This is a genomic window from Sphingobium xenophagum NBRC 107872 (genome assembly GCF_000367345.1).
GTDB classification, from domain to species: Bacteria; Pseudomonadota; Alphaproteobacteria; order Sphingomonadales; family Sphingomonadaceae; genus Sphingobium; species Sphingobium xenophagum.
On the sequence record NZ_BARE01000028.1, the window covers coordinates 17,450 to 33,775 of the forward strand.

The 16,326-nt window shown below is 63.8% G+C and carries 15 protein-coding genes; 10 read left to right on the forward strand and 5 right to left on the reverse strand.

Features of this window, described 5'->3' with window-relative positions; genetic code table 11:
* Window positions 1-40 precede the first annotated feature (40 nt).
* The 3 genes from SX1_RS13160 to SX1_RS23810 are packed head-to-tail and all read left to right on the forward strand — an operon-like array spanning window position 41 to window position 3,137.
* Window positions 41-703 (forward strand): DUF2490 domain-containing protein, encoded by a 663-nt coding sequence (locus tag SX1_RS13160; protein ID WP_019053365.1) that lies wholly within the window; start codon window positions 41-43, stop codon window positions 701-703.
* Window positions 704-747: 44 nt separating this feature from the next.
* Window positions 748-2,916 (forward strand): primosomal protein N', encoded by a 2,169-nt coding sequence (locus SX1_RS13165; protein ID WP_019053366.1) that lies wholly within the window; start codon window positions 748-750, stop codon window positions 2,914-2,916.
* Window positions 2,916-3,137, forward strand: a complete 222-nt coding sequence (locus SX1_RS23810) for a DUF1289 domain-containing protein (protein ID WP_081609960.1) — start codon at window positions 2,916-2,918, stop codon at window positions 3,135-3,137. Before SX1_RS13165 ends, SX1_RS23810 begins: the two co-directional genes overlap by 1 nt.
* On the opposite strand, the gene SX1_RS13170 is transcribed toward SX1_RS23810, so the two are convergent.
* Both SX1_RS13170 and ada read right to left on the reverse strand, forming a co-directional pair.
* Window positions 3,049-4,569, reverse strand: coding sequence for a hypothetical protein (locus SX1_RS13170; RefSeq protein WP_019053367.1), 1,521 nt, complete (start codon window positions 4,567-4,569; stop codon window positions 3,049-3,051). The two genes, SX1_RS23810 and SX1_RS13170, sit on opposite strands and share 89 nt — an antisense overlap.
* 73 nt (window positions 4,570-4,642) lie before the next feature.
* Window positions 4,643-5,704: a bifunctional DNA-binding transcriptional regulator/O6-methylguanine-DNA methyltransferase Ada gene (ada, locus tag SX1_RS13175; protein WP_019053368.1), complete on the reverse strand. Its 1,062-nt coding sequence runs from the start codon at window positions 5,702-5,704 to the stop codon at window positions 4,643-4,645.
* 113 nt (window positions 5,705-5,817) lie between these two features.
* Between ada and SX1_RS13180 the strand changes: the two genes are divergently transcribed.
* The 6 genes from SX1_RS13180 (at window position 5,818) to SX1_RS13205 (ending at window position 12,367) form a co-directional block, all read left to right on the forward strand.
* Window positions 5,818-7,365: a S1C family serine protease gene (locus SX1_RS13180; RefSeq protein WP_019053369.1), complete on the forward strand. Its 1,548-nt coding sequence runs from the start codon at window positions 5,818-5,820 to the stop codon at window positions 7,363-7,365.
* A gap of 182 nt (window positions 7,366-7,547) precedes the next feature.
* The gene (locus tag SX1_RS13185; RefSeq protein ID WP_026002122.1) at window positions 7,548-8,102 is read left to right on the forward strand and encodes a F0F1 ATP synthase subunit delta; all 555 of its coding nucleotides are present in this window, start codon (window positions 7,548-7,550) and stop codon (window positions 8,100-8,102) included.
* Between the two features lie 2 nt (window positions 8,103-8,104).
* Window positions 8,105-9,634, forward strand: coding sequence for a F0F1 ATP synthase subunit alpha (gene atpA / locus SX1_RS13190; RefSeq protein WP_019053370.1), 1,530 nt, complete (start codon window positions 8,105-8,107; stop codon window positions 9,632-9,634).
* A gap of 73 nt (window positions 9,635-9,707) precedes the next feature.
* Window positions 9,708-10,592 (forward strand): F0F1 ATP synthase subunit gamma, encoded by an 885-nt coding sequence (locus SX1_RS13195; RefSeq protein WP_019053371.1) that lies wholly within the window; start codon window positions 9,708-9,710, stop codon window positions 10,590-10,592.
* A 24-nt stretch (window positions 10,593-10,616) separates the two neighbouring features.
* Window positions 10,617-12,062: a F0F1 ATP synthase subunit beta gene (atpD, locus tag SX1_RS13200; RefSeq protein WP_017181576.1), complete on the forward strand. Its 1,446-nt coding sequence runs from the start codon at window positions 10,617-10,619 to the stop codon at window positions 12,060-12,062.
* A gap of 50 nt (window positions 12,063-12,112) precedes the next feature.
* On the forward strand, window positions 12,113-12,367 hold the full coding sequence (locus SX1_RS13205; protein WP_017181577.1) for an ATP synthase F1 subunit epsilon: 255 nt from the start codon (window positions 12,113-12,115) through the stop codon (window positions 12,365-12,367).
* 80 nt (window positions 12,368-12,447) lie between these two features.
* Here SX1_RS13205 and SX1_RS13210 read toward each other — a convergent pair whose 3' ends face one another.
* Window positions 12,448-12,801: a YciI family protein gene (locus SX1_RS13210; RefSeq protein WP_019053372.1), complete on the reverse strand. Its 354-nt coding sequence runs from the start codon at window positions 12,799-12,801 to the stop codon at window positions 12,448-12,450.
* A gap of 294 nt (window positions 12,802-13,095) precedes the next feature.
* Between SX1_RS13210 and SX1_RS13215 the strand changes: the two genes are divergently transcribed.
* Window positions 13,096-14,622 (forward strand): hypothetical protein, encoded by a 1,527-nt coding sequence (locus SX1_RS13215; RefSeq protein WP_019053373.1) that lies wholly within the window; start codon window positions 13,096-13,098, stop codon window positions 14,620-14,622.
* Here the strand turns inward: SX1_RS13215 and SX1_RS13220 are convergent.
* Window positions 14,593-15,318, reverse strand: coding sequence for a class I SAM-dependent methyltransferase (locus SX1_RS13220; protein ID WP_019053374.1), 726 nt, complete (start codon window positions 15,316-15,318; stop codon window positions 14,593-14,595). The two genes, SX1_RS13215 and SX1_RS13220, sit on opposite strands and share 30 nt — an antisense overlap.
* Window positions 15,291-16,301 (reverse strand): glycosyltransferase family 2 protein, encoded by a 1,011-nt coding sequence (locus SX1_RS13225; RefSeq protein ID WP_019053375.1) that lies wholly within the window; start codon window positions 16,299-16,301, stop codon window positions 15,291-15,293. The genes SX1_RS13220 and SX1_RS13225 overlap by 28 nt, the downstream gene beginning before the upstream one ends.
* Window positions 16,302-16,326: the final 25 nt, after the last annotated feature.

Consider the following 16,326-nt stretch of genomic DNA (forward strand, 5'->3'; position numbering starts at 1 on the left):
ACTGCGATTATAGGGCGCGCACCTTGCCAAAGGACCAAAGATGCGCCGCCATTTGCCCCTTAGCCTGCTGGCAGGCGTCCTGCCGGTCATCGCGATGCTCTCTCCCGCGCTAGCCGCGACCCAGGAATCGCAAATGTGGATCACGGAAATGGCGACGATCCACGCCAGCAAAGACGATCTGGTCACCATTGATGCAAGCCAGCGCGCGCGGTCCGACACTGGCAGCGGCGGCGAGCAGTTTCTGGCGCGGATCGCATTGGACCATCGCATCAGCCCTGCGGTGCAAGTGGGCGGCGCCATCGCCTATCTCAAGAGCGAGGTCGACCAGGAACTGCGCTTTCATCAGCAGGTGACGCTCAGCAAGGGTATCTGGCAAGCCCGCACCCGCATGGAGGAGCGCTTCTTCGACAATGTCGATACCGCCAGCTGGCGCCTGCGCCAGCGGCTCCAGGCCAGCGTACCGCTGGACCGGGCGAAACAGTGGACCATGGTCGCGGTGACGGAATTCTTCTTTCACCTCAATCGCGCCCGGCCCAGCGACAGGACCGGCCTTGCCGTGATGCGGCAACAGATCGGCCTGCGCCACCCGATCGGCAAGAACCTCGATGCGCAACTGCTCTACATGCGGCAGCAGACTTTTCGCGAGGCCCGGCCAGATGTCGTCGCCCATATACCCTGGCTGACATTGAGCTGGCGGATATAGCAGGCGGCATTTGCCTGTCGGGCGTCAGGCGCTAAGGACGGGGCATGTCCCGCGCCCGTGTCCTCCTGCTCAACGCTGCCCTGGGGCCGCTCGACTATCGCGTGCCGCACGGCATGAACGTGAAGCCCGGCAGCATCGTCGTCGCGCCGCTTGGCCCCCGCCAGCTGGTCGGCGTGGTGTGGGAGGAGGATAGTTTCCCCGATGTCGAGAGCGTGGGCGACAACCGGCTGCGCAACCTGATCGAGCTGGTGGACGCCCCGCCTTTGCCAGAAACGCTGCGGCGGCTGATCGAATGGACGGCGGACTATTATCTGTCGCCCCCTGCCGCCGTGCTGCGCATGGCGCTGGCGTCGATGGCAGCGCTGGAAGGCACGCGCACCGTCATCGAATATAAGGCCAATGGCCGTCAGCCCGATCGCATGACCGATCAGCGCGCCCAGGCGCTGGCGCGGATCGGCGAGCGGCAGGGGCTGGTGCGCGAACTGGCGCTGATCGGCGGGGTGAGCGACGCGGTGATTCGCGGCCTCATCAAGCAGGATATTTTCGACGCCATCGAAGTCAGCGTCGATACACCCTTCCCCGCGCCCGACCCGGACCATGCCCCGCCCACCCTGTCAGCGGCACAGGCGGACGCGGCCATGACGATGGCGAACGCCGTGCGCGACCATGAATTTGCGCCCTTCCTGCTCGACGGTGTGACCGGATCGGGCAAGACCGAAGTCTATTTCGAGGCGATCGCCGCTGCCATTCGGGCCGACGCCCAGGTGCTGGTCCTGCTGCCCGAAATCGCGCTGACCGAGCCGTTTCTGGAACGGTTCGAGGCCCGGTTCGGCACGATTCCGGTCAACTGGCATAGCGGCCTGCGCCAGACCGAGCGGCGGCGGGCGTGGCGGGCGATTGCCAGCGGGCAGGCGCAGGTCGTCGTCGGCGCGCGTTCTGCGCTGTTCCTGCCCTATCCGAAGCTCGGCCTGATCGTCGTCGATGAAGCGCATGAGGCGAGTTTCAAGCAGGAGGATGGCGTCCATTATCACGCCCGCGACGTGGCAGTGATGCGCGGCCTGATCGAGAAATTCCCGGTCATCCTGGCGTCCGCCACCCCCGCGATCGAAACGCGGCATCAGGTCGAACTGGGCCGCTATCGCGAAATCAAATTGCCATCCCGCTATGGCGGGGCGGAAATGCCGCAGATCGAGGGGATCAACCTGCTGACCGATCCGCCCGAACGCGGTCGCTGGATCGCGCCGCCTCTGGTCAAGGCCATCGACGAGGTGATGGCCAAGGGCGAACAGAGCCTGTTGTTCCTCAACCGGCGCGGCTATGCCCCGCTGACTCTCTGCCGCCATTGCGGCTATCGCTTCCAATGCCCCAATTGCACCGCCTGGATGGTCGAACATCGGCTGACACATCGGCTGGCCTGCCATCATTGCGGCCATGTCGTTCCCGCGCCCCGCTTCTGCCCGGAATGCAAGGAGGAGGATTCGCTGGTCGCCTGCGGGCCGGGGGTGGAGCGGATCGCTGACGAGGTGAAGGCGCTATGGCCGCAGGCGCGCACGGCCATCGTCACATCCGACACGTTATTTTCACCAGCCAGGGTCGCCGATTTCGTCAAATCGGTGGAGGCGGGCGACATCGACATCATCGTGGGCACCCAGTTGGTGACCAAAGGCTATCATTTCCCCAATCTGACATTGGTGGGGGTGATCGACGCCGATCTGGGGCTGGAGGGCGGCGACCTGCGCGCGTCGGAGCGCACCTTTCAGCAGATCATGCAGGTGGCCGGGCGCGCCGGACGGGGACAAAAGCCGGGCCGCGTGTTCATCCAGACCCGGATGCCCGAAGGCGAGGTCATCAAGACGCTGATCGAGGGCGATACCGAGCGCTTCTACGCGGTCGAGACCGAAAATCGACGGCGCGCCAACGCCCCGCCCTTCGGCCGCTTCGCCGCGATCATCATTTCAAGCGAGGATGCCGACGAAGCAGCGCAGGTCGCGCGCCTTATCGGCAAATCCGCGCCGCTGATAGAGGGGATGCGCGTCTATGGCCCCGCCCCTGCGCCGCTCTCCGTCCTGCGCGGACGGCATCGCCACCGGCTGCTCATCCACGCAACGCGGCAGGTCGACATACAGGCAGCGATTCGCGAATGGCTGGGCAATATCGTGTGGAAATCCAGCACCCGCGTCGCCGTGGATGTCGATCCCTACAGTTTCATGTGATGGACACGCCTATTGCCAGCCCATGCCGCAACCTCTGCGCGCTGGACGCAGCGCGGATCTGCACTGGTTGCGGACGGACGATCGACGAAATCGTCCATTGGCGCAGCATGGGCGACGAAGCCCGCGCCGCCGTCATGGCGCGGGTGCGGGATTTCCCGTTTTCTTCGCCTTCTCTGCCGACGTCTGGGCCGCCTGGCCGTCCAGTTCCGCCTTCAACCTGATCGCCGCTTCGCGCATGTTAGACGCATGGGGCGAATAGGCGATAGGATCGAGCAGCAGGGAAGCTGTGGCATAGTCGCCCCGCGCCGCCATTGCGCGGACGACATTGAAGCGATAGTCAGGACTTTGCGGCAACAGGGTGAAGGCCTTGTAGAGCCCATCATAGCCAAGATCGGGCATCTTGTCGCCTCGCATTGCGTGATAGCGGTAGAATAGCGCCAGCGGCACGGGGTCCTCCGTGTCGGCGCGGTTGGCGCGAACGATGGCGGTCAGCGCCGCCTTCCAGTCGTCCGCCTTGTCGCTGTCATGCGCGCGCTCCAGCAAAACCTGCGCGCGAACCGCATGGGCACGCGATGACCGGGCATCCATCGCGATCGCCCGGTCCGCGTCCGCCAACGCGGCGTCCTTCTCCTCAGCGGCCCATTCCGCTTCCGCCAACAGGGCAGCCGCATAGGCAGAATCTTGGAATTGGGCGGCGGTCGCGCGAATGGCGGTGACGATAGCGGGTAGTTCGTCGGCCTTCGGGTGATTGATGAGCCGCAGTTCATCCTCGACCAACGCGCCCTGCGCCGGATCGACAGGGCTGACGACAATCTCGCCAATCTTCATTTCATTGGATTTGAGCGATGAGGCTGACAGACGGTGGCGCATATAGGCCCTGAGGTCCTTTTCCAGACCTGCAAGCCCACCTTCAAAATAGCTGTCGGGCGAACGGTCTGGAACGCCCCTGACCAAATCCGCCAAATAACTGGCGATCTCCTTGCCACGCTGCGTCTTGTTATATTGATAGAAGTGGGTGAGCAGCCAGGCGGTGCCATAATAACGGTCCCCGTCACGTCGGCTGAGATCGCCCGTGTCACGGGCGAACAGATATTCGAGCGGATAGGGTTGGCCCAGCACCAGTCCGGGCAACCGCGCCATGGGCACATGGCCGAACTCGATCGCGCCGCTCTTGGGAAATTTCACGACAGAGAAAAACTCGGCAAATCCCTCGACATACCAGGCGGGATAGGCAGCCGGAAAGTGATGCAGCATGAAATGATGCGTATATTCGTGGAAGAGGATTTCTTCCGCGCCGAAATCAAATTTTCCGGTCTTTTCGCCGCGCGCCAGCACCGCAAAGGCGCTGCGATTCGATGTCGTGTAAAAGCCGCCGATGTTGGGATTGCTCGCGAGTTTCTGCACCTTCCTGTCGTTGGAAAGCAGATAGACCTGCACCGGGCTACCCTGTTCGGGATCAGTCACATCATGGAGCCGCCGCAGCAGAAAATCGAACTTCTCCAACCGTTCGGCCAGGCCGCGCAGTTTTTCGTCATTGCCTTCGCTGTAAACGGTAAAGTGACGGCTTTTCGCCTGCCACCATGCCGCCTGCGCCGTGCCGGGCAACGCCATCATCCATCCGATGCCCAGCAACAGGGCCGCCCACATCCGCATCGTTATATTTCACCCAAAGACCGGTCTCCAGAGTGGCGGAGGCCGGACCGATTGGAAAGTGCAATCTGATCCGCTATTTGCGCTTTTCTCGCGCGAGCAGCGCCCGTTTCCGCTCCACGCCCCAGGCGTAGCCGCCCGCCGTGCCGTCGCTGCGCAGGACGCGGTGACAGGGGATGAGGACGGCGAGCGCATTGTCGCCGCAGGCGGTGCCAGCCGCTCGGACGGCGCCGGGGCGGCCGATGGCGGCGGCGATCTGGCCATAGCTGCGGGTCTGCCCGGCAGGTATCGCGCGCAGGGCGGACCATACCGCCTGCTGGAAGGCGGTGCCGCCAACATCGACCGGCAGGTCCGGCGCGCCGGTCGGATCATCCACCAGCGCCACGACGGCAGCGGCGAGCCGATCCAGAGCAGCGTCGGCGGGGCGCAGGTCCGCCTGCGGGAAGCGGTCGCGCAGCGCCGCCTCGCCCTCATCGAAGCTGATCCGGCACAGCCCCTTGTCGGTCGCTGCGACCAGCATCGGGCCAAGGCTGCTGGCGATGGTGCACCAGCGAATCGTGACGCCGCGCCCGCCCGCGCGCCAGGCGCTGGGCGTCATGCCCAGATGGGTTGCCGCGTCGGCATAGGCGCGGCTGGGCGCACCATAGCCCGCCTCGTAAATGGCCGCCGTCACGCTGGCGCCCGCGTCCAGCGCGGTCTTCAGCCGGTCGGCCCGCAGCGTACGGGCATAGGCGGCGGGGGTCTGCCCGGTATCGCGCTTGAACAGGCGATGGAAATGATGCGGGGCATAGCCGACATGGGCCCCGATCGCCTCCAGCCGGGGGGCATCCTCCGCCGCTTCGATCAGTGCGATCGCGGCGGCCACCGCCTGCCGGTCCCGCCCCGTTTCGTCCGGGCGGCAGCGCAGGCAGGCGCGGAAGCCCGCTGCACGCGCCGCTGCAGGATCGGGCAGGAAGGTCATATTCTTCCGCCTGGGGTGCCGCGCGGGACAACTGGGCTTGCAATAAATGCCGGTGGTCGCGACGCAACTGACAAAGCGCCCGTCCATCGTCCGGTCGCGCCGCAAGACCGCCGCCCAGCACTGGTCGGGATCGGGCATGGAGGGCGCGGGCGTGGACAGGCGGGTCATCTGGTTCATACATTATGGGATATAGCGAAAGCGCTGGCCATGCTTCCCGCGGCTTGCGCTCAAAAAAACCACGCACTTTTCCCGATTGCGCAACGCCCGCCTTCGCATATGTATGCGCGCCTATGGTCGCTCTTTTCCGCTTCATGCTTCTGGCGCTCGCCCTTGCCGCGCCGACGGTCTCCCGCGCCGAACAGCAGGACATCGCCGCTGCCGCGCGCGGGGTGGTGCGCGTCGTGCTGGTCGCGACCGATGGCAGCGAAGCCTATTTTGTCGGCCATGGCAGCGGCCTGGCGGTCGCGCCCGACAAGATATTGACCAACGCCCATGTCGTGGAACTGGCGCGGGAAGAGAAAAATCTCGTCATCGGCGTCATCCCGTCCGAAGGCACCAACAGCTATGGCGGGCGCATCATCGCCTTTTCGCCCGGCAACGACCTGGCCCTGATCCAGCTGGAACAGGGCAGCCTGCCGGTCAGCACTTTCTACGCCGGCGCCGTGACCGACGGCCAGCATGTCACCGCGATCGGCTATCCCGGTACGGTCGACCGGGCGCAGGGGCTGGGCCTCAAGCAGATGGTCGAACCAGTGGCGACCGTCAAAACCAGCGGCAATGTGTCCGCCGGCCGCGCGAGCCGCAGCTTCGACACGCTGCTGCACACGGCGCCCTTGGCGGCTGGAAACAGCGGCGGGCCATTGGTCGATGATTGTGGTCGAGTGCTGGGGGTCAACAGCTTCGGATCGGTATCGGATGGCAGCGACGCCGAATTCGGCTTTGCCGTATCCTGGCGAGAAATCGCCTCCTTCCTGCGGCAGGCGGGCGTATCGTCGCGCCATACTTTCGTGCCGTGCCGTTCCTTTGCCGACGCCGATTCGGCCGAGGCCGCGATCCTCCAGCGCGAATCGGCGATGAGCGAGCAAAAGCTGCGCGCCAGCGACAGCGCGCGTCAGCAGGCAATGGACCGCGCTCGCGACGCTGCCGAGCGGGAGGTGATTTCCGCGCGCGAAAACGCGATGGCCGGGGCAGCCGTACTGTTGGCCGTGGCCGTGCTGGCGCTGGGCGCTGGCGGGCTGTTCTACAGTCAGAAGCGGGAGAAGCATGCGACATGGTCGCTGGCGATCGGCGGGCTGCTGCTGTTCGGGGCGGCGGGGGTGTTCTTCTTCCGACCCAGTTTCGCCAGCATCGACGAAAAGGTCGCCGTGGCGCAGGATGGGGGCGTGGTCAGCAATACCGCCTTTGCCTGGGCGGGCGACAATATCTGCAAGGTGGACATGGCGCGCAGCCGCCTGACCCTGTCGCAACCCGATGACATCGCCTTCAACTGGGCGGAGGGCGGCTGCGTCAATGGCGACACCCAATATGTTGCCAGCGGCACCGGATGGCAGCGGGTGACGATCCCGGCGGAGGGCCATTATCTCGCCTCCGGCCGCTTTGATCCCGTCAATGGCGTGCTGCGCGTCGACCGCTGGCTGCCCGATGCCGACACCATGGCCAAGGCGCGCGCGCTGGTGGGGGACAAGCCGATTCCCGCCTGTGGCAGCAATCCCGAAGCTCTGGCCCGGATTGCCGCGCTGCAATCGCATATTGCGGCCATCGTCCCGGCCCAGCCCAACGAACGGATTGTCTATCATTGCCAGAAAGGTCGGCTTGCCCCGGTCGATCCGGCGCAATAACCGATTCGGCGCCGCGAAAAAACTCAGTCAAATGCCAGCGGTTTCGCACTATTGCCGGAATCGCGCAGCATGACTTGCATAGTCATAATCGCGCTGCTAACCGGCCCCACAACAAGGGGGACGGGCGTAACTGCTCCCCCCTCTTTGCATGACCGGCACATCAAATGGAGGACGGTAAGCGCGTGGAGACTACCGGCGGTATACAGGCCAGCCTCAGCGGCCGCTACGCGGTTGCGCTGTTCGATCTGGCGCGCGATGGCCAATCGCTCGACACCGTGGCGGACAGCCTTGCCGCGTTGAAGGGTGCGATTGCCCAATCGCCTGATTTCAAAGCGCTTATCAACAGCCCGGTGCTGAGCCGCGATGCGTCTGGAAAGACGATCGCCGCCGTCGCATCCTCCATGGGGATCGATCCCCTGACCACGAAATTTCTGGGCGTGCTTGCCGGGAACCGCCGGCTTGGCCAGCTTCCCGCCGTCATCCGCGCCTATGAAACCCTGCTGTCGAATCACAAGGGCGAGGCCCGCGCCGAAGTGACGAGCGCGCACCCGCTGACCAAGACGCAGATCACCGCGCTCGGCAAAAGCCTGCGCGCCCGCGTCGGCCGCGACGTCGCCATCGATGCGAAGGTCGACCCCGCGATCCTGGGCGGGCTGGTCGTCAAGATCGGCAGCCAGATGATCGACAGCTCCATTCGTACCCGTTTGAATAGTCTCGCCATGGCGATGAAAGGCTGAACATGGATATCAACGCCGCAGAAATTTCGAAGGTCATCAAGGACCAGATCGCCAATTTCGGCACCGAAGCGCAGGTTAGCGAAGTCGGTTCCGTGCTGACCGTGGGTGACGGCATCGCCCGCGTCCATGGCCTCGACAATGTCCAGGCGGGCGAAATGGTCGAGTTTGCCAACGGCATTCAGGGCATGGCGCTGAACCTGGAAGCCGACAATGTCGGTGTCGTGATCTTCGGGTCCGACAGCGAGATCAAGGAAGGCGACACCGTCAAGCGCACCGGCACCATCGTCGACGTCCCCGTCGGCAAGGGCCTGCTGGGCCGCGTCGTGGACGGCCTTGGCAACCCGATCGACGGCAAGGGCCCGATCGTGTCCGACCAGCGCATGCGCGTCGAGCGCAAGGCGCCCGGCATCATCCCGCGCACCTCGGTTCACGAACCCGTGCAGACCGGCCTCAAGGCCATCGACACGCTCGTCCCCGTCGGCCGTGGCCAGCGCGAACTGATCATCGGCGACCGCCAGACCGGCAAGACCGCCGTGGCGATCGACACCTTCATCAACCAGAAGGCCGCCAATGCGGGCGATGACGAGAGCAAGAAGCTCTACTGCATCTATGTCGCGGTAGGCCAGAAGCGCTCGACCGTTGCCCAGATCGTCAAGCAGCTCGAAGAAAATGGCGCGATGGAATATTCGATCGTCGTCGCCGCGACCGCTTCGGAGCCCGCTCCGCTCCAGTATCTCGCCCCCTATACCGGCGTGACCATGGGCGAATATTTCCGCGACAACGGCATGCACGCCGTCATCGTCTATGACGATCTGTCGAAGCAGGCCGTCGCCTATCGCCAGATGTCGCTGCTGCTGCGCCGTCCTCCGGGCCGTGAAGCCTATCCGGGCGACGTGTTCTATCTGCACAGCCGCCTGCTGGAGCGCGCGGCCAAGATGAACAGCGACAACGGGTCTGGCTCGCTGACCGCGCTGCCGATCATCGAAACGCAGGCAGGCGACGTGTCGGCCTACATCCCGACCAACGTGATCTCGATCACGGACGGCCAGATCTTCCTGGAAACCAACCTCTTCTACCAGGGCATCCGTCCGGCCATCAACGTCGGCCTGTCGGTGTCGCGCGTCGGTTCCGCCGCGCAGACCAAGGCGATGAAGAAGGTGTCCGGCTCAATCAAGCTGGAACTGGCCCAGTATCGCGAAATGGCGGCCTTCGCCCAGTGCGGTTCGGACCTCGACGCATCGACCCAGAAGCTGCTGAACCGCGGCGCGCGCCTGACCGAACTGCTCAAGCAAGCGCAATTCTCGCCGCTGCCGTTCGAGGAACAGACCGCGTCGATCTTCGCTGGCACCAACGGCTATCTGGACAGCGTCGCTGTCAAGGACGTGACCCGCTACGAAGAATTGATGCTGGCCTATCTGCGCCACGATCATGCCGACGTGCTGACCATGATCCGCGACACCAAGGATCTGGGCGACGAAGCCAAGGGCAAGCTCAAGGCCGCGCTCGACAGCTTCGGCAAGACTTTTGCTTAAGTCTGGCGCCTAAGTGATTTGATGAAGGCCGCCGGGCGACCGGCGGCCTCCCTACACTGAATTCGGGATTGAGATGGCAAGCCTCAAGGAACTGAAGATCCGCATCGGGTCGGTCAAATCGACCCAGAAGATCACCAAGGCGAAGCAGATGGTCGCCGCCGCGAAGCTGCGCAAGGCGCAGGCCGCAGCGGAAGCCGCGCGCCCCTATAGCAGCCGCCTGGAAGCCGTCGTCGCCTCCCTCGCCTCGAAAATCGCGGGCGGTTCGGGCGAAGGCGCATCGCCGCTGCTGGCGGGCACCGGCAAGGATGACGTGCATCTGCTGGTCGTCGCCAACTCCGACCGTGGCCTGGCCGGCGCGTTCAACGCCAACATCGTCAAGGCCGCCCGCGCCAAGGCGGACGAGCTGATCCAGCAGGGCAAGACGGTGAAATTCTACCTGATCGGTCGCAAGGGCCGTCCGGTGATCAACCGCATGTATCCCGGCCAGATCGTCGCCCAGTATGACACGACTGGCGCCAAGCAGCCCGGCTATGATCAGGCGCACGCCATCGCTGGCGAGCTGACCGACATGTATCTGAACGGCAAGTTCGACGTCGCGCATCTCTTCTATGCGCGCTTCAAGTCGGCGCTGGCGCAGATCCCGACCGAACAGCAGATCATTCCCGTCAAGATTCCCGCCGACGCCGACCGCAACGCCATCGCCGCGACGGTCGAATATGAACCGAGCGAGGAAGCGATCCTGGACGACCTGCTGCCGCGCAACGTCGCGATCCAGCTGTTCAAGGCGCTGCTGGAAAACAACGCATCCGAACAGGGCGCGTCGATGACCGCGATGGACAATGCCACGCGCAACGCCGGCGACCTGATCAACAAGCTGACGATCCAGTATAACCGCAGCCGTCAGGCCGCGATCACCACCGAACTCGTTGAAATCATTTCGGGCGCTGAAGCCCTCTAAGCACACGCACGCAAGGAAGCAGTCATGGCAACCACCAACAATGTAGGCCGCATTTCGCAGGTCATCGGCGCCGTCGTCGACGTGACCTTCCCTGATGCGCTCCCGTCGATCCTGTCGGCACTGGAAACCAGCAACAACGGCCAGCGCCTTGTTCTGGAAGTCGCCCAGCATCTGGGCGAAAACACCGTCCGCACCATCGCGATGGACTCGACCGAGGGCCTGACCCGCGGCCAGGAAGTGACCGACACCGGCGCGCAGATCAGCGTCCCCGTCGGCCCCGCCACGCTCGGCCGCATCCTGAACGTCGTTGGCGAACCCATTGACGAGCGCGGCCCGGTCGCGACCGAACTGCGTTCGCCCATCCATGCCAAGGCTCCCGAATTTGTCGACCAGTCGACCGAAAGCGCGATCCTGGTCACCGGCATCAAGGTCATCGACCTTCTCGCCCCCTATGCCAAGGGCGGCAAGATCGGCCTGTTCGGCGGCGCGGGCGTGGGCAAGACGGTTCTTATTCAGGAACTGATCAACAACATCGCCAAGGGCCATGGCGGTACGTCGGTTTTCGCGGGCGTTGGTGAACGTACCCGCGAAGGTAACGACCTGTACCACGAATTCCTGGACGCGGGCGTCATCGCCAAGGATGCCGATGGCAACGCCATCACCGAAGGGTCCAAGGTTGCGCTGGTTTATGGCCAGATGAACGAACCGCCGGGCGCCCGTGCCCGCGTTGCGCTGTCGGGCCTGACCATCGCTGAATATTTCCGCGACGTCGAAAATCAGGACGTGCTGTTCTTCGTCGACAATATCTTCCGCTTCACCCAGGCAGGCGCGGAAGTGTCCGCTCTGCTCGGCCGTATTCCTTCGGCCGTGGGCTATCAGCCTACCCTGTCGACCGACATGGGCGCGCTGCAGGAACGCATCACCTCCACCAACAAGGGGTCCATCACCTCGGTGCAGGCCGTGTACGTCCCCGCGGACGACTTGACCGATCCCGCGCCTGCGACGTCGTTCGCGCACTTGGACGCGACGACCGTTCTCAACCGCGCCATTTCGGAACTGGGCATCTATCCGGCGGTCGATCCGCTCGACTCCACCAGCCGCGTTCTGGAACCGCGCACCGTGGGTCAGGAACATTATGACACCGCCCGCGCCGTCCAGTCGATCCTGCAGAAGTACAAGTCGCTGCAGGACATCATCGCCATTCTGGGCATGGACGAACTGTCGGAAGAAGATAAGCTGACCGTCGCCCGCGCGCGCAAGATCCAGAAGTTCCTGTCGCAGCCGTTCCACGTCGCCGAAGTCTTTACCGGCATCAGCGGCAAGTTCGTCCAGATCGAGGACACGGTTAAGTCGTTCAAGGCCGTGGTCGATGGCGAATATGACCATCTGCCCGAAAACGCCTTCTACATGGTCGGCGGCATCGACGAAGCCATTGAAAAGGCTAAGAAGCTGGCCGCCGAAGCGGCTTAAGCGACCTGTTGCATCCCCTCCCTTGAAAGGGAGGGGCTAAGGAAACGAACATGGCACTGCATTTTGAACTCGTGACCCCCGAAAAGCTCTTCCGGTCGGAAGAGGTCTATCAGGTCGTGGTGCCCGGCACCGATGGCGACTTCGGCGTGCTGGAGGGACATGCGCCCTTCATGTCGACCGTACGCGACGGTAGCATCCAGATCTATGCGACCGCAGGGGCCGCGCCCGAAATCATCCCGGTGGAAGGCGGCTTTGCCGAGGTCAATGAAAAGGGCCTGACGGTCCTGGCCGAAAAGGCCGGCTGATCACCGCATATGAAAGGACCGGCCCGGCGTGGCACGGTCGGCAGAAGGGGCGCTCGACAGCGCCCCTTTTTGTTGGACGGTCATTCATGAAGGGGCCGGATTTCGATTTCGCTGGGTCCGGGCATCGGGTTTGGGCAACGCTTCGCCCAGGCAACCGCCTCGTCCATATCCCTGACATCCCATAGCCAGAAGCCTGTCACCTGATCGCGACTAGGCATGAACGGACCGTCGATCACGGCCCGATCCGCGCCGTCGAAGGCGATACGCTTGCCCTGCGATGTGGGGGTCAGCCCATCGGCGGCAATCAATATGCCAGCGTCGCGCAATGCGTCATTATAGCGGCCCATCGCCGCCATCATCTGACTTGTCCAGGGTTCGGGAAACAGGCCGGTCTCGCTATCCGGCGTCGCCTTCACCAGCACCATCACCCGCATCGCCTGTCTCCCTGCTCAATGCAGGGCTATCGCGTATGACGTTGCGTTACCCCCAAACGTCATGCTGAATTTATTTCAGCATCCATTTATCGTCGCAGACAACGGCATGGGCTGGCGAAATGGACCCTGAACCAAGTTCAGGGTGACGAATAAGATAGGCATGGTGCCATATGCGATAGCCCTGCTGTCCTATGGGGCAATGTTGGCAATCTGCATCCTTGCCGCAACTTTTTTATGCATGAGGCGGGCAACGCCGATTGCCGCACTCGCCCCGCCTTGTCATGAACAAGCCTGATGATCGCTCCGCCCCCTGCCCGCGCTTTGCAGCGCCCCCTGCCCGGCGGCTGGCTGATCGCGTTGCTGGCCGGCTGGCTGGCCCTCGACCAGTTGCTGCTGTGGCGGTTCCTGAATGTCATGCCCGTCTGGGCCTATGGGCTCGGCGCGCTGCTGACCGGCTTGCTCTGCGTCGCCATCGTCCGGACGGCGCGCGACTTTGCCGGACCGACAGCCGCGACATGGCTGATCTGCATCGGCGTGGCGACGATACTCCTTCTCCTGGGTGGGGAGGGACGCTTTTTCTACGCCAATATCGACTGGCAGGTGCGCTTCGCCGTGCTGCGCGACATGAGCATCAACCCCTGGCCGTTCGTCTATACCGCAAGGGGCGAGGCGGAACTGTTGCGCGCGCCGGTCGGCATGTTCCTGATCCCTGCGCTGGCGGCCAAGGCGCTGGGTGGAAGCGCTGGCGACATCGCGCTGCTGGTCCAGAACAGCCTGCTGACCGGCACGCTGCTGGCGTTGGGATCGACGCTATTTGAGACGCGCCGCGCGAAAATGATCGCGCTGGCGGTCGTCGTGGGCTTCAGCGGCCTCGACGCGCTGGGGCGCATCCTGTTTCGCGGCGGATTGTCGGATCATCTCGAAAACTGGGCCTATCTCCAATATTCATCGACCGTCACCCTGGCTTTCTGGGTGCCGCAACATGCGCTGTCGGGCTGGATCGGCGCACTGGGCTTCCTCCTTTGGCGTGCGGAGAAATTGCCGCTGGGCGCTTATCTGGCGCTGCTGCCCTTGACGGCGCTCTGGTCGCCGCTGGGGTTGATGGGCGCCATGCCATTTGCGGCATTGGCGGGCATCAGCAGCCTGCGCGCGCGCGCCATCAGCCCCGCCGACATCGCCCTGCCCGCCCTCACCACCCTGCTGTGCGTCCCCGGGCTGCTTTATCTGAGCGCAGCGGGTGATGGCGTGGGCGCAAAGCTGATCTCAATCGTGCCGTTGCAATGGGCTTTTTTCGAGCTGCTTGAAGTGCTGGTCTATGTCGCACCACTGGCGTTGTTCGTGAGGAGGTCGCGTTTCGGGATAGACATATTGGTGGTACTAACGCTGTGGCTGTTGGCGATACCCTTCCTTCAGATCGGATCGTCCACCGATTTCATGATGCGGGGGTCGATCACTGCATTGACAATATTGGCAGTCATGGTCGCCGATGCCGTGCGAACCGCCTCGCCCGCACGGCCATGGCTTTTGCTGGCGCTGGCCATCGGCATCATCACCCCGCTGACGGAAATACGCCGCGCATTGGCTTATCCCCCGGCGCCGGAAGTCCGATGCAGTTTCGTCAAGGCCTGGGAAGGAAGTTTCTGGTTTCAGCCCAAAGGCACATATCTGGCTCCGCTGGACAGAATGCCGTCACTCGTGCGACCTACTGTTCCTTATCGGTTAGACCCGACCGAACCGGACCGCTGCTGGGACGGGGCATGGCATCACCCGGACAAGCCGGATGTGCCGCCGTCAGGCCGACAGGATCGCGTAAGCCGATAAGCCAACAGGTAGGCTGATCCGCCCGATCAGGTGGCGTTCCATGCAGAAAATATGGCGAAACAGTGCGTTTATAGGCCGTACAGGGCGCGAGTCTGCAACTGTCGTTCGCCCCGTCAGGCGCTGCGCGAATCGCGCCAGAACGGCAACCGGGAATAGAAGGCTGTTGAAATAACCGACTTCTTTAACCTCTAGCCCGGCCGAACGAGCGACAGCAGACAGGCTGCCAAGCGTATAGCGGCGCTTGTGATGGTGGAGGATATCATGGTCCGACCACAGCCATGGCGCGGCCGGAACTGTCAACAATAGTGAACCGCCTACCGCGAGCCGTTCGCGCAAGGCCGCAAGCGATGCTCGATCCTGTTCGACATGCTCCAGCACATCGAGCAAAACGATGAGGTCATAGCAGTTGTCACCGAAGCCGATCTGGTCAGGTAATGCTCCCACCGCAACTGTGCCTACGCCGCGAGACATCGCAAGAGCAAGCGATTCGCCGTCATATTCCAGCGCATCGACCGTGCCATGGCGTGCCAGCATCGCCAGATTGCCGCCGGTGCCGCAACCCGCCTCCAATATGCGCGCGTTGGCGCGCGGCGCGATCCGGGTGCGGATCAGCGCGTCCACTATGGCGCGGCGGGCGACGAACCACCAATGGCTCCCCTCCTGCGCGCTCAGGCTCGCATAGGCTGATCGGTCCATTCATCCTCGTCCCTGATTGGTTCGGCGACCGGAGCCACCGGCACAGTCGATTGATCCGCGACCACATAGAGCGGCCGTTGCCGCACTTCGCGCGCGACCCGGCCCAGATATTCGCCGATAATGCCCAGGCTGAGCAGGTTAAGCCCACCCAGCCCCAGCACCGCGACCATGATGGAGGCATAGCCGGGCGTATCGACCCCGGTGATGATCGTATGGGCGACCAGAAAGGCCGCATAGGCAAAGGCCAGGCACGCAATGCCACCACCGATATAGGACCATATCCGCAGCGGCATGGTGGTCGACGCGGTGATGCCGTCGATCGCCAGCGACCAGAGCTTGCCGAGCCGCCATTTGGTCGTCCCCGTCCCGCGCGCGGCGCGGACATAATCGACCGTGGCGACGCGAAAGCCGATCCAGCTGAACAGCCCCTTGTTGAAGCGCGCCTGCTCGCCCAGTTGCTTGATGACATCCACCGCCTGCCGATCGAGCAAACGGAAGTCGCCGACATTTTCGGGGATCGGATAATCGGACAGGCGATTGAGCAGGCAATAGAATCCGCGCGCGCTCGTCCGTTTGAACCAGCCGTCCGTGGAGCGGTCGGACCGGCGCGCATTGACCACCTGCGCGCCCGCCAGCCAGTGGCGGACCATATCCACGATCACCTCCGGCGGATCCTGCAGATCGACGTCGATCGGGATCACGGCGTCACCGCCCGCATGGTCGATCCCGGCCGCCAGCGCCGCTTCCTTGCCGAAATTGCGCGACAGGGTGACAACGCTTATGTCGGGATTCAACCGCGCCAATATGGTCAATATGTCGCCGGTCCGGTCGCTGCTGCCATCATTGACGAACAGATATTCCGCCCGCGCATCAGGCCCGATCAGCGCCAACGCCCGCTCCACCGCCGGACGCGCCGCCTCCAGGAACAGCGACAGGCTGTCCTGCTCGTTATAGACCGGGATGACGATCGACAGCGTGCGCATGGGCGCAATGATCCTCGCGAAAAAC